The organism is Streptomyces sp. NPDC047017 (assembly GCF_040644175.1).
In the GTDB taxonomy this organism is placed as follows: Bacteria; Actinomycetota; Actinomycetes; order Streptomycetales; family Streptomycetaceae; genus Streptomyces.
Window position 1 is genome coordinate 1 of sequence record NZ_JBEYVW010000041.1, and the last position, 16,174, is coordinate 16,174.

The window sequence follows — 16,174 nt, forward strand, 5'->3', positions numbered from 1 at the left end:
TGCGCCAACACCGCCCGATTGACCTTGATCGCCACAGCGGGATCATGCCATCCACCTGGCACGACACTCACCCGCTATCACGCACCAACTCGTAACAGCGACATTGCGTCAACCTTCTTCCTGGCGGACCCTGTTGAGCATCTTGGCTCCTACGATGCTGCCCTGGTCCAGGGGTTCCGCACTCGGCGTAAGGTGTCAGCCCCTTACGGTTTCCCGTCGCTGTCGGGCCGCGGGATGCATTCGCTGCTCAGAGGAAGGCATGGATGCCGAGCGGAATCTGGCACCTGGAGCCCCGGCGGATCCAGCCCTGGTACACACGTGCCGTGACGGCGTCAACCGAGCACCCAGAGATCCGAGCGTATCTGGACCTGGACCGGCCCCAGATCACGGACGAGCACTTGCGGCAGGCCTTCGACCAGCCCCGGATCATCTCCGAAGTGCTGCGGGCCGATCCCTCCTACTTCGAGCTGCGCCGCAGAGCGGCTCGCGTCGACTCCCTGCGTCAAAGCCTCATCGAGTCCCGGGAGCGATGCCGCACCACGCCCTTCCTGTCGCTCGTGTTCTTGGTGGCGCTCGTCTACTGGCTGGCGGATGCAACGGTCGGGATGCCCTGGTGGGTGGGTATCACGGTCCTTGTCTGGCCTCTGGGCTACTGCGGCGTCAAAGAGTTCAGAAACGCGGATAACCGGAACAACTTTCTCAACCAAATGCAGACCGCCCTATACGGCATGCTGTGGGCCGCATGCGCGGCCGACGCCGAGGTGCGCCTGGGCTGGTGGGCGCTCGTCAGGCTGAAGAAGACAATGGACCCGATCATGCGGCGTGAGATGACGGCGCTGCTCGGACCTGATCACGAGTCACTGCTGGTGGCCCGCAGCCATGACGGACTCATCGACGCCGGCAACTCCCGGTACTGGATATCGACGCAGGTCGAGGCCACACTGCAGCGCAAGCTCGATCAGATGAACGGTGGGGCGATCGCGATCTGCGGGCCACGGGGCGTCGGCAAGAGCACCCTGCTGAAGAAGGCATGCCAGGGCCGGCTCGGTCCTTTTCCCGAACTGCATTTCCACACCATCGTCCAGACGCCGGCCAACTACCGCCCCGAGGAGTTCCTGCTCTCCCTGTTCCAGTCGGTGTGCCGGGACTACCTCGCACTGTACGGCCGCCGTCCGCGTACCCCGTTTCTGTTCCGCTCGCGAGCCCGCGCAGCACACCGCCCCCGGCGCCTGTACTACTCGGCCCGCCGGTGGGCCCAGCTCCTGGCAGGGCTCAGCCTGGTCGTCCTGGCGATCCAGAGGGAAGTTCGCGATCTCGTCAATGCCGTCTACCACTCTGCTCACCCCGCCGCTGCGGGGTGGACAGTGGATCTGCGGGAGTGGACGCTGACCGCGTGGCAGGAGCATCCTGTGATCTCCCGTCTGGTGCTGCTCGTGATGGGGGCATTGTTGGTGTGGTGGGCCAAGCCGACGAGCTGGCTCACCGGACGGCCGGGGCGACGCCTGGTGCATGACTGCCACAACTACCTGAATCTGCTGCAGCACATCCAGTCCGTCGGCACGTCAACCTCGCTCGGCGCGTCGGCCCGCGCGCTCACCCTGGGATTCGGCCGCACCAGCGGCAGCAGCTCCCGCACCTTCACCTACCCGGAGCTGGTGTGGGAGTTCCGCAGTCTGCTGTCCCGCATCAGCGCCATCGAGCGCCAGGACAACTGGAAGGTCTTCGTCGGCATCGACGAGCTCGACCGGCTGGGCTCGAGCGAGCAGGCCCGTGCGTTCCTCGCCGAGATCAAGGCCATCTTCGACGTACCGCGCGTGTACTTCGTGCTGTCGGTGTCGGAGGACATCGGGTCGGCCTTCATCCGCCGCGGACTGCCAACCCGCGACATTACCGACAGTTCCCTGGAGGACGTCCTGGTCATCGAGGCGCGCACTCTGGAGGAGTCCAGAGCGCTGCTGCAGATACGGGTCCCGGGATTCACCGACCCCTTCGTCGCACTCGTCCACGCACTGTCCGGCGGGCTCCCACGCGACCTCATCCGCTACACCCGCAAGGTGACAGAGACCCACCGGCGTACCCGGCGGCCCGGACTGGCGGCCCTGGCCCGTGAAGTGCTGTGGGAGGAGGCCGCACAAGCCCTGGCCGGATTTCGCGCGCTACTGGCCCGCCACGACGATTCCGCCGCCACCGCGCAGACCGTGCACGACCTGCACACCCTGATCACCCTGATCCGCGAGGCCGACTCCAGTCGGGCCAACCCCGAACTCGAGCAGCGCGTCCTGCACCTGGCACACGCCGTACACCCTCCCCACGCCGAAGGCACCGACCCCGTCGGCGAATCTGCCCAGCGGTGGGAGGAGTTCTCCTGCTACCTCTACTTCATCGGCACCCTGCTCGAAGTGTTTGCGCGACCTAACTTCGCGGCCCGCAAAGCGGCCTACACCGGCCCCGACAAGACACCCGGCGACCTGCAGCGACTGGCCGAGGCACGCCTGGAGATGGCCGTGTCCCCGCACAGTGCCCGAAAGATCCTGGAACAGTTCCGCGTGCACTGGGCCCTACGCCCCGCCGCCCTGCCGCGGATCGTTCCGCAGCCCGGACCGGACACGGAGCAAAGGCGAGCCATCGTACGCGACCGTTCCTGACATCTGCCACCCGGCGTCACCACCGGCACCCGGCCGGCCCCGAAGGCTCCACGGCAAGTGCGGGCCTCGGGGGCATGGGGCGAACAAGCCGCCTCCTTGGTGACAATCGCGGACCATCCGTCAACCGCGATGACGTCGGGGAATGCGTGATCAGTAGGCGCGGCGCGCGCCGGTGCTGCGTCATCGTGGGCGATCTGCCGGGTGAGGCCGCGGCGTGTGCCGGGGAGTTCGGGTTCAGGTCGGGTTGTCGGGGTGCTGGCTGATCCAGGCCAGGCCGATGGGGTCCAGGTGGTGGCGGGCCCGGGTGACGGCGACGTACGCCAGGCGGGCTTCTGCCTCATCGATGGGCCGGGGAACGGGCTGGCCCTGGGCGTCGACCTCGTCGGTGTCGGCGGGCGGCGTGAAATCGGCTGCGATGCGGACCCGGGCCCATTCCCGACCCTTGGCCTTGTGGGCGGTGGAGACGGTGACCTCGGCCGCGTCTTCAGGAACGAGTCGGTCGACGGCCTGCAGGATGGCCTCGGGGCCGTGTTCGTCGACGAGGTTGGCGAAGGGCTGCAGGTCGCTGCCGGCGGGGTCGTGCTCGGCGTAGTCGCGCAGTGCCGTCCAGGTGGTGAACAGTACAAGTTCGGGGTGGTGGGCGCGGCGTCCCTGGATGAGGTCGCGGGCGGCCCATGCCAGGGCGCGCAGGGAGTCACCCCCGCCGACCAGCGCCGTGGCGATGCCGGCGGCGATGAGTGCAAGGACCTCGGTCATCGCGCCGATGTTGGTCCGGCACAGGACCGCATCCGGGCGCCCGGCTCGGGATCCGATTGTGGTCGGAATGTCAGGTGTCCCGGTCAGTCGGATGGGAGCGTTGCTGAGAGTGAGCCACCGGTTGGCCTCGTTGGCGAGCGCGGGACCGAAGCGGAAGGAGCGCGTGAGCGTGAGGTGCTGGCCGGTGAACCGCGTCATCACATCCCGGGCGCCGCGCCATCCGTAGATGGCCTGTGCCGAGTCACCGACCATGACGATCTGAGTGCGCTCCTGCTGGGCCAGGACGATCTGCTCGAGGACGGGGTTGGTGTCCTGGGCCTCGTCCAGCAGGAGAAAGTCGCCGTGCAGGACCGGCTCGGTCAGGGCCCACATCTTCAGGTAGTGGTCGTGCTCGAAACGGACCGCGCCGCCGTAGGGGTCCTGCAGATCGGCCCACGCCTTCTTCGCGTACGGCAGGATCAGGTCGGCCAGTTCCGCATGGTCCTCGTCGTCCAGGCCCCGAAGGTGCGGAACGTGATGGTGGGCCAGTTGCATGTCGGCCGACTGACAAAAGCGGGTCACTGTCCGCAGCGTGGCGTTGGACAGCGTCGCCGGCATCAGACCCGCCGGGCCGATATCGGCCGGGGCGTTAAGGCCCAGATCCTGCCCGATCCGCCACCCGGGCCGCCGAGGAGCGTTCAGGCGGCCGCGGAAGCGGTGGCCGAGCGCGGCGTAGGCCAGCGAGTGGGCCGTCTTGCACTGGACCGCAGAGGGGAAGCGGGCGGCGGCGTCCAGGGCGATGGCCCGGTTGAAGGCGAGGTACCGCCCACGCCGCAGCGGCATCTGTTCCGTGAGGAAGACGAGCGTGGATGTCTTGCCTGTGCCTGCGCCAGCCTGGATGGCGAGATGGCCGCCGCTGCGGAACGCCTCCAAGGCGGCGGCCTGTTCGTCGGTCGGGGAAAAGGGCATGGAACAGATCTCTCCGGAAGCTCGAAGCCCACGCCACAGACACGTGGGCGCAGGGAAAGGGCGCACCCTGGGCAGGTGCCGGAGTCAAAAAGTGCCAACGCGTCCGGCCGTGTCTTACGTACGCGCCGTCCGGTCCGCCCGATGCGGTGACAAAACGGCGACAGGAATCCGAATTTAGGACCCATGTACGAGAGCGTCATCACGTTCGGGTGGTCGACGCGCAGCTGTGGTCAGGCGTCGGACATTGGAGGTTCGTGCCCCGTGCACAGCGGGTTCAGGAGCTCGCCCAGCGGGATGGAGAAGGCGTGGGCGAGGGCGTGCCACGTGGCCAGCGTGCCGATCGTGCGGCCCTGCTCGATCTCGATCAGAGTCCGGCGGGACAAACCGCTGTGCGCGGCGAGCTCGTCGTAGCTCCACCCTCGCTGCGCACGCAGCCGAGCGAGGGAGAGCCTGAGTGCCGTCGGGTCGGGCTCCGGCGGCGGGATGATCGTCACGGATCCATCCGACGTGCAGACCCCTGCCCTGACAGTGCAGACCTCTGCCCTATTTGTGTCGATGCGGACCGGCTCCGGCAGGGCAGAGGTCTGCACTACGGTGTCCGCGCCCGGAGCCGCCCGGACGCAGGGTCGGCGGCTGACTCCTCACGGCTTGGAGGGACCGATGTCCATGGCCCTGTCCGCACGCGCCTGGACCGTCACGATCAACAGTTCGGCGGGGCGGCCCATGCTGACGTGCAGTGCCTGCCCGCAGCCGTTCGTGGCCATGGGCGCTGATGGGGTCGTGCAGGTCCGCCGGCACCTTGCGGGCCACCTCGTCGAGTCCCGGCTGCCGACGTACCTGCGTACGTGCCAGTGCCGGGAACGGGTCTGTGTGTGGCGCGGGCGCCGGGGCCCCTGTTCCGGCCCGCTGCGGCTCTTGCTGATCCGGGCAGACCGTGGCCTCACCTGGCACCTTGCGGATGCCTGTGCTGCGTGCGCCGCCGCGATCCCCTGCGCCGCCACCGTCCCCGAACCCCCGCAGGACGCGGCCGTCCGCCATGTGCGGGCGCCCGAAGGCGAGGCGGTTGTTGACCTCACGTGTGAGCCCGCCGAGTGGGTGGAGGCGCTGTGAGACGGATATCTGGCCGAGGTACCGGATCTGAGATGGGCCCGCTTCAGCCAACGACGGAGAACGCTTCGCCTGCCGAGGAATCTGTCTGTCGTGCCCCTGCGGGGGCAGGGCGACCTAATCGGAGGGCTCCAGGACCTGGTCCATCACCCGCAGGAGGGCCTGCGTGAGCAGGAGCGGGGCAGGATGAACTCGCTTCGATAGGGACAGCTTGATCACGGCGGCCCACTACACCATCTGGGCGTGGTGGTCGAGGCGGCGTTCGTGGTCGCGGTAGAGGCGGCATGGGCGGGCCAGCCAGCTCAGCGTGCGCTCCACCACCCACCTGCGGGCCAGTACGACACACGCCGGCCTTGGTCCAGTCCCGCAGCCGGCGCCAGGCCGTGACTCCGGAGCAGCCCACGGTCTCGGCCGGGACGTCGCGCCAGGCAACGCCGGTCCGCAGGACGTACACGATGCCTGCGAGAGCCGCTCGGTCCGGAACGCGAAGGCGCCCAGGATACGAATCTGTAGGACGGATGCCAAGGGTTCAAGGAACTTGTCACGACGTGTCCGGCAGCCTTGAACCGGCTGGCGCGGCCGGTCGCGCCGCCGCCCTGCCCGTAAGGCCCGCCAACTGGTCTAGGGTCGGCCCGTGTCACAGACCGACGATCAGGACGATCAGAACGAGATACCAGGGTTTCTCTACCAGTGGGACCGCGACCAGGCGCTCACCCAGGACCGATGCTTCTTGTGCGGGGCCGGCCTTGCCAGACGCCGGACCGACGAGCATGTCTTCCCCCAGTGGCTGCTGCGGCGGTGCGACCTATGGAACGAGAAAATCACACTGCTCAACGGCACCCTGATGCCGTACAAGCAGATGAAAATTCCCTGCTGCAGCACCTGCAACAACGAACACTTGTCCCGCATCGAACAAGCCGTGGGCGACGCCTTCGCCGAGGGCCCCGAAGCGGTTGCGGCCCTGGACGCCACCACCCTGTTCTTGTGGATGGGCAAGATCTACTACGGCCTCATGTTCCGGGAACTGTCGCTCCTCGCTGACCGGCGTGCCCCGCAGGGAGGCTCCATCGTCTCGCCCGAATTCCTGACCACCTTCCGCATGCACCACCTGCTGCTGCAGGCGGCTCGCGGCGCCGTACGCTGGCAAAAAGACCAGCATCCGGCCTCCGTGTTCGTTTTCCAGGCGCAGGAGCCCACCGACCCGCGCCACCGCTTCGACTACGTGGACATCATCAACTTCCCGTTCTTCGCCATCAGAGTCGGAGCGACCGCCGTCGTCGCCGTGCTCCAGGACTGGGGCGCCCTCGCCCAGGCCGTGACCCTTCCAGCTTTCGAGGCGGCCCGACAACTCGTCCTCCACCCGCAGCAGTTCCGTGAGGTAGCTGCCCTGGCCGCCTACATGACTACCCTGTTCAACCGCGTCCCCAAGCACCTTCTGCATGCAGGTGAGAACCACGTCGATGTCATGACGCTGCCCCTCCAGGGCATGTCCACCAAGTTCGTCTTCGATCCCTTCGACGTGGGCGACTACGCACAGGTTCTCTCCCATGTCACAGGTCAGCCGTCCGAGGAGCTGTACGACGGACGCAACATCGTCACCCTCCTGCGGGACGGGGACAACCAGCCGTGGGCCGTTCCATGGCCTGCCGACGAACACCATTACCCCGACATCCGGCTAATGCAGCGCTGACCCGCACAGCAAATCCCGCAGGCCGACAGGAGCAGCTCACGGCATGCGGCCTGCACCCGAGCCCCAAGCCGAGTTCTGCCTCGGGAGCGTCGACGTCATGCCGGCGGGGCCGGCGCAGGCAAGGGAACGGATCTGGCCAGCGGCGCGGAGGTGGTCTGCCCGGCGGCGGAGCGAGGAGGGCACGGTGGGTCCTTCGGCGCTGTCCGGTCGGCTGGAGCACCACATGATGCGGATCAAGAACGATCATGAAGGGCGAAGCGGGTGCGCCGCACCCTCTGCCGGCGCCACTGAGCATCCGGGATGTCTCCTGCACCCGGTCCAGTCCTCCACGGACCTGTACACCGACGCTACAACTGCGCGGCGCACCCCTCGTTTGCGATACGCACCGTCATCCCTGCCCGGCTGCGAGAAAGGGGCGTTACCGGCATGCTCTTCATGCTTGCAGGCAGCAGCAGGCAGCAGCAGGCACGGGAGTCGGGTGGAGCGGTTGGGCAGCTTGTCGGGGTGGCGTCGTGCACCGAGGATGGCGGGGTGATCGAACGTGACCATGCGCCGAACGCCGGGACGGGACTGCTCGGAGCGAACTTCAGCCGTCGCAGCCGTCTGGAACCGACCGACGACCGGGCCGGGGCCGGGCGGTGGATCGTCATCGACGAGTCCGGCTACCACGGCGATCAGCTGCACGGCGGCGACCGCTACATGATCCTGGGCTCGGTGGCCATTGATGACGCCGATGCTGCCGCCATCGTGGACACCCTGCGTGTCGAGGCGGGGATCCAGAAGTCCGCGACAGAGCTGAAGTTCCAGAAGATGTTCGCCGGCCCGGCTGCGGGCCGGCGCCGTCACCTCCTGGGCGACATGCTGGCACCCGGTGGTCCGCTCCATGACCGCGCCTCGGTATACGTGATCGACAAGCACTACTTCGTCGCGGCCAAACTTGTCGACCTCCTGCTGGAGGAGCGGTTCAACGCCATGGGCATCGACATCGTCATGAACGGCGTCGCCCGCCAGTTCGCCCTGGACCTGGCCACCGAAGGCCCCCGGGCGATGGGCCGCGACGGCTTCGACCGACTCATCGCCACCGCCGTGGGCTTCTTCTCCAAGAAGAACCGTACGGGCGACCATGTCACCGTCGACGAGCTCTTCACCGTCATCCAGCAGTGCCACGCCTACGCCCGCCGCCGTAAGGCCCCGCAGGCGAAGAAGGCGGCACAGGTCCTGGGGATGTTGCGCACAACCCGCCCGGAAGCAGAAGCCTTCGCCCGTGAGCGGCCGTCCGAAGCCACACCGACCGGAGAGCACGGGCTGCTCGACGATTCCACCGATCCGCTCGTCACCGCCGTGCCGACAGTCATCCTCCACGCCTCGATCCGACACGGCGGCAAGCTCCAGGTCCTCGCGGACGACCAACGGCTGCTGACCGACGACAAACTCGACGTCCTGGAACGCGGGGCGACAGCCGTGGGTCTGGTGCAAGGCCTGATCAAGCAGAGCCACCTTCAGAGCCTGGTCCGCGGCCGTTCGGTGGACCATCCCTCCCTCCAGCTTGCCGACCTGGTGGCAGGCGCCGGCCGGGCGGTTGCACGATGGCACGACGGCCAGGACGACCCTGCCGGGCAGGACCTTCACCTAGTAGTGGCGCCACTCGTGGACCCCAACGGCCTGCTCATGAATGAGAAGCCCGACGATTTCGCGCGAGTCGACACCGCCCGCGCGAAGCACCGCTGAACGCCGTGCGCTGCCGCTGCCCCTGCCGCCGCGCAGAGAGCTGATGCCCCGTGCCCGGACAGCAGTCGGCGAGCCCTTCCGCATGGCAAGCGAAATATGCGCGTGTCGCATGCGAGGGAGGTGGATTCTGGTGTAAGCAGGCGTGACGCCCCACGGCCGTAGACGTCCGGCGGGGCAGGGATCGGGGTGGGGCTCGTGACAGAAAGCGCGTACGAGGAGCTGCAGACCGGCCGGTTGGGGCCAGCCACGTTCGAACTGCTGCGGAGGCTGGTTCACCAGGTCCGCCGTGGCACCGGTTTTCCGCCCCCGGAGGGGCACACGGTGTGGAGCGATGACGCGGCTTACGACGTGATTAGCACGATGTTGTCCCAGGAAGGAGCGGGACAACGGTTCGTGACTGTCTGCTTCACCCAGGCCGCCGACGAAGCCTCTCTGGAACGACTGTTTCTCACGTCGATCAAGAACTTCCTCATCGACGAGGCGAAGAAGACACCGCGAGGCAAGCTTCGGCGCCGTATCGCCCGGCTGATGGGCGAGGACGCGGCCTACCGCAAGCTCAAGGGTTCCCCGCCGCGCTGGGCACTGGCCGACCACGCCGAAGGAGCCGTATGGCAGGGAGATCTCGACGATCTCATCGCCCAGGCCGCACAGGTGAAAGGCGTCGGCATCACCCGCTGGAACCACTCCGGCCCCACACCCCAGCAGACCGTGCACGCCCTGATGGCCATTCTGCTGTCCGTGCTGCAGTACGCACAGGGAGCGGTACGGGAGGAAGAGCTCGCCAAGGTCCTCGAGGCCCGGTTCGAGCTTCTGGCACCGGCCCGCATGACCCCTCTGTTCGCCGACGAAGGGACCGTCGCCGCCATCGTCGAGCAGCATGCAGCCACCACCGCACCGGACCCGACCGGGGTCGAAGGGGTTGCCGAGGACATCTGGCAGCGTCTCTCACCCAACGAGCGTCTGCTGCTTCCCGACCTCGACAAGGACGCCCACCACGCGGCGCAACTACTGGAGATCCGGCAAGGCCATGCTGCGCTTGTCCTGTCCAACCTCAAAACAATGCTCCGTGATGCCCTCTCCGCTGACAGTGACCCCCAGGTCGTCATGGCTGCCCTGTTGCGGCGCTGCAGCAAGGCTGCGTCGTGAACAGCCCCAGTTACGTCGTCTGGACCCAGTGAGAAGAGAATGCGCTGATGGACCACAGCCGAGGAGACGGGGGAGACGGCATGAGCTCTGTCCACACCACTGCCTACCAGAGGCTTCTAGCCGCCGCAGCGAGCCTGAAAGTACCCGACGCCGTCCACCGAGTGGCCACCGCAGCACCCCAGGACCCCCGCCCCGGCCAAATCTGGCGCGCGATGTGGGAGGACACCATCCAGCTGCTGCTGATCACCACGGCCGGCGACGACGACACCGCGCGTGTCGTGCCGGCCTCATTCGAGCGGTACGCCGACGCCGACACGCTGCTTCTGCCCGCCCAGGCGACCACCCTGGAGCAGCCGCTGGCCCTGTGGTGGGGCCTGGAGACCACCGTGCCGTGGTGCGTGCTGGACCGGCAGGTCAGCGAGCTGACAAGCCGCCCCGACAACCTCACCTCTCGTGCGCTCGCCGACACAGTGACCGGCGCCCAGTGGGGAAGCCGTACCGTCTTGTCCTCAGCGGCAGACGAGTACCGCGCCGTTCTCACCGGCCACTTTGAGGTCCTCGGCTCCGCATGGTGGGCCCCGCAAGGATCGGGAGGTCTCTCCGAGCTCCTTGGCGAGCACGGAATCACCGTCAAGCAGCTCGCGGCCGAACTGAAACTGCCACCCCCTCTGGCGCTGGACGTGTGGCGGGGCCAGCAGCCCCTCACCGCCGAACAGGCCGCCACGCTCGCCGCACTCCTCGGCCAGCCCGCAGCCCGCTTCCTCGACGCCAACCCCGCCCTGCCACCCGCCGTCGTCCACGAACTCAACCGGCCTCTGCGGCGCAGCCAGGTCAAGAAACTCTCTGCCCAGTACGACGAGACCGAACACGCCGCCCGTCTGCGCGCCGCCTATGGCGTCTACACGCTCGCGGCACGCGACGACAACCGCACCCAGCCGAACTGGACCGCACGCACCGACCGCTACTTCGAACTCCTCCTGGACTAATAGAGAAGAGGGGGTACCCCCGAGTGGTCAACTACGTGCTCGCCGGCGCCGCCCGCACCCAGGCCGCCGCCATGATCACAGAACTCGAAACGGTCCGCCCCGGCGCCGTCGAACTCCTGGCACAAGGCGCCCTCGCGGAACTGCGGACCTGGCCCGAGCTCACCGTCAAAGACGTCCCCGAGAACGAGGCAGCCCAAGGCTGCAGCGTCGCTGGCGCGTACGACTACGGCCCCCCACCCCGCCTGTCCGTCGCCACCTCCAACAGCCACGCACGGCGGGACTTCACCGCCCTGCACGAACTCGGTCACCACCTGCAGAAGAACAGCTTCGACCTCATGGAGCCCTTCAGCAAGGAAGCCGACCGCGGCGTCCTCCTCGAAGACGCCGCCTGCGACGCGTTCGCCGCCCAGATCCTGCTTCCCGCACACCTCGTCGACCAGCACCTGGACGCCAAAGGGCCCACCGCCTCAGCGATCACCCTCCTGTGGGAGACGAGCAACGCCTCCCGCATGGCCGTCTGCGTACGAGCAGCCCAGCGCCTCCCCGCCCCCGGTCACGTTCTCCTCCTCGACTCCGTCGGACACCTTGCTTTCGCCGCCTCCCACGGCCTGCCGCCCCTGCGGCGCGGCAGCTTCCAAGGCGACATCCCCGTCATCGACCGCGCCCTGGCCAGCTCCGGCCGCGTACAAGGACGGACCCAGGTCCGCTACCGCGACGGCATCCTCGGACGCGAACTGCACACCGATACCGCCCCCATGGACGGCTACATCGTCGCCGTCCTCGTCACCGACTCCGCCCCCTGGCGCGCCTTCACCCCGCCCACCACTGACACCGGCCCCCGGTCGCGCGACTACATCTGCGCGAACTGCGACGAGAACTACCGCTCCTTCGAACCCGCCTGCCCGCGCTGCCGCGTCCCTCACTGCCCCGAATGCGGCCGCTGCGCCTGCCCGCCCCGCACCCCCGGCCGTTCCTGCCCCGGCTGCTTCCTCGAGCACCCGCCCGCGATGTTTGCCCCGGACAGCGACCGCTGCCTCGACTGCTCCTGACACCCCGCCGGCCCCGCCAGCCACACGCGTCTCTCTACCCGCGAGTTACGTCGTCTGTCCCAGGCGAAGCACCCCACCCGGGGTGCTCACGGAACCCGGGCGCCGGCCGCGGGGACCCGCAGGAACGTCGCCGGCAGGAACAGCAACATGGCTATCCAGATCACCGCAGTGCGCCTGACGGTTGGCGGAACCGCGCACGAACACATCACCCACCTGTGGTGGACCGAGCAGGCGACTGGCAAGACCGGCGACAACACCCGGGCCGAGATCGTCCACTGGATCGAGAACAAGGCCGGCAAGGCCTACACCAGTGACGCAGCTGGCCGCAGCACGGAGGTGCTCGTGGTGACGCCCACCCGGGGCGCGAAGTACCTGCGGACCCACGCCGACGGCGTATGGACCAACAACCTTCTCGCCCTCCCCAGGCGCTGACCCGCCACAACCGCCGGGCACTCGGCGCGCCGCCCCGCAGCGGCGCGCCGGATACCCCGGCATCCACAGTCCGAACACGCGCTCCCCACTTCAGGAGGACCCCATGTCCCACGACACTCACGGGCCTAGGCCCGTCACGATCATCGTCAACGCCCGCCCTCACATCTGGGAGGCGAAGGAGATCACCTATGAGCAGGTCGTCGACCTCGCCTACCCCGGCCAGCCGCCGAACGACCAGGACACCTACACCGTCCGCTACAGCCGCGGACACGACGGCCACGGAACAGGCAGCCTCACCGCCGGCCACAGCGTCCGAGTGAAGGAGGGAATGGTCTTCGATGTCTACCGCACTTCTCGCTCGTGACCCTGACCTGTCCCGCCTCATCGACGACGGCTACGCCATCACCGTCCACGCCGGCCACATCATCGTCCGGATCCCGTACGTCACCGAGAACCGCACTGTCGAGCACGGCTTCCTCGCCCACCCGATCACCGTCAGCGGAGACCGCCTCGTCTCCGGCACCGACCACCGCATCTGGTTCGGCGGCTCCACGCCCTGCACCGAGCACGGCCAGCCCCTGCCCCTGGCCACCCCCGAGAGCCGGGTGATCGCCGAGGGCATGCAGGCGAACTTCATGCTCTCCAGCAAGCCCCCGGACGGCTACCCCGACCAGTACACGAAGATCACCGCGTACACGCGGATCGTCGCCGACCACGCCCACGCCCTCGACCCCTCAGCCACGTCCACCCCCGGCGCTGCGTGGCAGGAGATCGACGACGACAGCCCCTTCGCCTATCGGGACACCGCCACCTCCCGCGCCGGCATCACCGCTATCAACCGCCGCTTTCGGGGCCACCGGATCGTGATCGTCGGCCTCGGCGGCAGCGGCAGCTACATCCTCGACCAGGTCGCCAAGACCGAGGTCGACTCGATCCTCCTCATCGACGGCGACACTTTCGACAGCCACAACGCCTTCCGCGCACCCGGCGCCCCCGCCCTAGACACCCTCCGCACCCGCCCACCCAAGGTGACCCACTTCGCCTCGATCTACGCCAACATGCACCAGGGCGTGACCGCCTGCGCGCAGTACCTCGACGAGGACAACCTCGACCTCCTCACCGGGGCGACGTTCGTGTTCCTCGCCTCTGACGACGCCGTCAGCAAGCCGGCCATCATCGACTGGCTCGAAGCCCACGACGTGCCGTTCATCGACGTTGGCATGGGCATCGAAGAGATCGACGGCCGCCTCAGCGGACTGCTCCGCATCACCACCAGCCTCCCGGGCCGCCGAGACATGCCCCGCGAGCGCATCCCCCGGCCAGCACCCGAACGCGACGCCTACGCAAGCAACATCCAGACCGCGGACCTCAACGCGCTCAACGCCGTCCTGGCCGTCATCCGATGGAAACGCTCCCTCGGCATCTACGCCGACGCCACCGACGAGGCCCACACCACGTACTCACTGATCACCAACGAGATCGCCAACGAGGACCTCCCGTGAGCCCGCAAGACACCCTGCGCCCGGTCTTCACCGAGACCTTCCCCCAGGCCATGGACGCAGGAGTGCTCTACATCTCGATCCCGTACCGCACCTGCGGCCACCTGTGCTGCTGCGGATGCGGGTACGAAGTCGTCACACCGCTCTCCCCGGCCCAGTGGTCCCTCGCCTACGACGGCGAGAACGCCTCCCTCACCCCCTCGATCGGCAACTGGTCCCTCCCGTGCCAGTCGCACTACTGGATCCGTGACGGCCGCGTCCGCTGGGCCCGCCGCTACTCGCCGGCGGAAATCGACCAGAACCGGAACCGGGACGGTCGCCTGCTGGCCGTCCACGACACCAGAGATCCCCAGCCGAAACGACGGGGAGGGATCCGCCGCCGTCTCCGGTTCTGGCACCGTCCGTAGACTGACGTGCGAGCCCGCCACCACAATGCTGGACAAGCAGACCCCTACAACGCACTTAGCGACGTTGATGGGGGCCGCGGGGGTGGATGGGCGTGACGGTGGTTGAGATGCCTTTGTCGAGTTGCTGCCGCAGGGCTTCGTAGAACGGATCCTAGGGAGCCGCCAGCGGGAGCCCGCCCACGACTCCCAAGATCGCCCGGACAATTCCTAACAGACTCCCGTCCGTGCTCGGCTTCGGTGCCTATGGAGTTACTCCAGCCAGGGACCCGAAGCAGGCAGGGCGGCGATCCTGCGCTGTCCCTGCTGAGACGCCTTCTTCTTCAGCACGAGGTTCTCGTGGTAGAGGCACCGAGCCTGGCTCGCCGACCTTGACTACCCGGCCCGCCAGCAGTGGCTCACCATCCCCACCCACCTCACCAATGGGCGGCCCACCCTCATCGGGGACGCCCGGATCGACGACCCTGCCTTGGCCTGCCGCCGAACCGCCGGGATGCTGCGGCAGCACTACGGCTCCAGCCCCCGCTGGCCCGCCCTCGCGAAGGCCTTGGGCCCGGTGCTGGACGCCTTCACCACCGGCCGGACCGCGACGGTCGCCGAGATCTCCACCCGTGTTCTGCTGGACCTGCTCGGCTGGAAGGGCCAGATCCTCACCAGCAGCCAACTGCCGTCCCGGCCGGGCCGATTCGTCCGGCTCGCGGACCTCTCCGCCGCGACCGGCGCTCGCGCGTACCTGTGCGGGACCGGCGGCATGACCTATCTCGACCCCGCACCCTTCGCCGCCCGGAACATCGCCGTGGCGCCGTTCCGGTCGCCGTTGATCAATACCTGCTCTTCCGGCCGCCAGCTCAGCGCCCTGTGGGCCCTTGCGGCTCTCGGCCCGGATGCCGTGGCTGGCCGGCTCCAGGCCCTCGCCGCCGTCAACACCGTCCTACAGTCCGCCGCCTGACGCAGCCGTCCCCCTCCTCGGGCGTACCAACTGAACATCCCCAGTCGCGTACGACTCCGTCCTGCACCATCGCGTACGGGATGCACCTAGGTCACATGCCCTCTTGGCTCCGGGCCGGGAGCCAAGGCAGGCCCGCACGCGGGTGCGGCGCCCAGGAGAACAGGCAGCCATAGATTCCGCTTAGGGCCGTACGCGGAGTCGCAGAGCCGTGTCGGCCTCCCGCGCGGTGGCCGCCAGCCCGGCGGCTGACGCGACGACGTTCTCGCCCATGTGACGAACACCACATCACCTCCGGCGCGTCCGAAGCGGCTGCTGGGCGTGGTGCGGGGCGGCCCGATGTGGAACCGTGCACCCCTCCTCACCAGGGCTTCGGCTGCTTTGCCCCGTCCGTGACTGTGGCGGAGCCCTGCCGGAGTGCCCTCCGTTGGGCGACGAGCGGCTGGCACGAATCGTCAGGGAAGGCTCCTCCCGCACTGAGGTCCTGCCGGGTGGGCAGCCGACACTCTCCGGCATCTGCTCACGGCCCCAGGCGCCAGGAGAGCACCAAGGAGAGTCCCTCCGAATGCCCGCGCCTCGGGGCCTTGGGCTGCACCTCGCGCGGTAGGACACTCCACCGCGGAACAGGTCAGCCGCACCTGGGATCAATCTCGTTGGGAATTCCGACGCCCAACTCTGCGCGTTCGTGTCTCGCCGTGCTGGCCCGCGCAACCGCGCATGCCTGTGTGGTGTTTCGAGGGCACGGCCGTCGACTTCGGGGGCGTCCCCGTTCGTTTCGGGAGCACGCTGCCGGGTTTCGAGGCCAGCCGGTCTCGCGGGGCAGGTCTCGGTCTCGCGG

At 68.2% G+C, this 16,174-nt stretch carries 13 protein-coding genes and 3 pseudogenes; 11 read left to right on the plus strand and 5 right to left on the minus strand.

Translation table 11 applies throughout. From position 1 onward, the window contains the following. The first annotated feature begins 263 nt into the window (after positions 1–263). A complete protein-coding gene (locus ABZ858_RS36875; RefSeq protein WP_361389298.1) occupies positions 264–2,645 on the plus strand; it encodes a hypothetical protein in 2,382 nt (793 codons plus the stop codon). Positions 2,646–2,879: 234 nt separating this feature from the next. Here the strand turns inward: ABZ858_RS36875 and ABZ858_RS36880 are convergent, their stop codons facing one another. From ABZ858_RS36880 to ABZ858_RS36900, 5 genes and pseudogenes are all read right to left on the minus strand, one after another. Continuing rightward, positions 2,880–4,349 (minus strand): UvrD-helicase domain-containing protein, encoded by a 1,470-nt coding sequence (locus ABZ858_RS36880; protein ID WP_361389301.1) that lies wholly within the window; start codon positions 4,347–4,349, stop codon positions 2,880–2,882. 230 nt (positions 4,350–4,579) lie between these two features. Then, positions 4,580–4,843, minus strand: coding sequence for a helix-turn-helix transcriptional regulator (locus ABZ858_RS36885; RefSeq protein WP_359623986.1), 264 nt, complete (start codon positions 4,841–4,843; stop codon positions 4,580–4,582). A gap of 147 nt (positions 4,844–4,990) precedes the next feature. Continuing rightward, positions 4,991–5,113, minus strand: coding sequence for a hypothetical protein (locus tag ABZ858_RS36890; RefSeq protein ID WP_359623987.1), 123 nt, complete (start codon positions 5,111–5,113; stop codon positions 4,991–4,993). A gap of 571 nt (positions 5,114–5,684) precedes the next feature. Further along, positions 5,685–5,795, minus strand: a pseudogene (locus ABZ858_RS36895) (IS5/IS1182 family transposase); the annotation flags it as partial. Positions 5,796–5,799: 4 nt separating this feature from the next. Next, positions 5,800–5,955: pseudogene (locus ABZ858_RS36900) on the minus strand (transposase); the annotation flags it as partial. A gap of 135 nt (positions 5,956–6,090) precedes the next feature. On the opposite strand from ABZ858_RS36900, the gene ABZ858_RS36905 reads away from it, so the two are divergent. The 10 genes and pseudogenes from ABZ858_RS36905 to ABZ858_RS36950 form a co-directional block, all read left to right on the plus strand. Then, a complete protein-coding gene (locus tag ABZ858_RS36905) occupies positions 6,091–7,146 on the plus strand; it encodes a hypothetical protein (RefSeq protein WP_361389304.1) in 1,056 nt (351 codons plus the stop codon). A 426-nt stretch (positions 7,147–7,572) separates the two neighbouring features. After that, positions 7,573–8,874 carry a DUF3800 domain-containing protein gene (locus tag ABZ858_RS36910; protein ID WP_361389307.1) on the plus strand — a complete coding sequence of 434 codons (1,302 nt, stop codon included), beginning with the start codon at positions 7,573–7,575 and terminating at the stop codon, positions 8,872–8,874. Between the two features lie 195 nt (positions 8,875–9,069). Next, positions 9,070–10,020 (plus strand): hypothetical protein, encoded by a 951-nt coding sequence (locus ABZ858_RS36915; RefSeq protein WP_361389310.1) that lies wholly within the window; start codon positions 9,070–9,072, stop codon positions 10,018–10,020. A 161-nt stretch (positions 10,021–10,181) separates the two neighbouring features. Further along, positions 10,182–11,006, plus strand: coding sequence for a hypothetical protein (locus ABZ858_RS36920; protein WP_361389313.1), 825 nt, complete (start codon positions 10,182–10,184; stop codon positions 11,004–11,006). 23 nt (positions 11,007–11,029) lie between these two features. Further along, positions 11,030–12,055 (plus strand): DUF955 domain-containing protein, encoded by a 1,026-nt coding sequence (locus tag ABZ858_RS36925; protein WP_361389315.1) that lies wholly within the window; start codon positions 11,030–11,032, stop codon positions 12,053–12,055. Between the two features lie 147 nt (positions 12,056–12,202). Beyond that, entirely contained in the window at positions 12,203–12,487 is a 285-nt protein-coding gene (locus ABZ858_RS36930; RefSeq protein ID WP_361389319.1) for a DUF3892 domain-containing protein, read from the plus strand. 103 nt (positions 12,488–12,590) lie between these two features. Then, positions 12,591–12,851: a multiubiquitin domain-containing protein gene (locus ABZ858_RS36935; RefSeq protein ID WP_361389322.1), complete on the plus strand. Its 261-nt coding sequence runs from the start codon at positions 12,591–12,593 to the stop codon at positions 12,849–12,851. After that, a complete protein-coding gene (locus ABZ858_RS36940) occupies positions 12,826–13,989 on the plus strand; it encodes a ThiF family adenylyltransferase (RefSeq protein ID WP_361389325.1) in 1,164 nt (387 codons plus the stop codon). The genes ABZ858_RS36935 and ABZ858_RS36940 overlap by 26 nt, the downstream gene beginning before the upstream one ends. Next, positions 13,986–14,393 carry a DUF6527 family protein gene (locus ABZ858_RS36945; protein WP_361389328.1) on the plus strand — a complete coding sequence of 136 codons (408 nt, stop codon included), beginning with the start codon at positions 13,986–13,988 and terminating at the stop codon, positions 14,391–14,393. Before ABZ858_RS36940 ends, ABZ858_RS36945 begins: the two co-directional genes overlap by 4 nt. A 388-nt stretch (positions 14,394–14,781) precedes the next feature. Further along, positions 14,782–15,339: pseudogene (locus ABZ858_RS36950) on the plus strand (WbqC family protein); the annotation flags it as partial. Positions 15,340–16,174 lie beyond the last annotated feature (835 nt).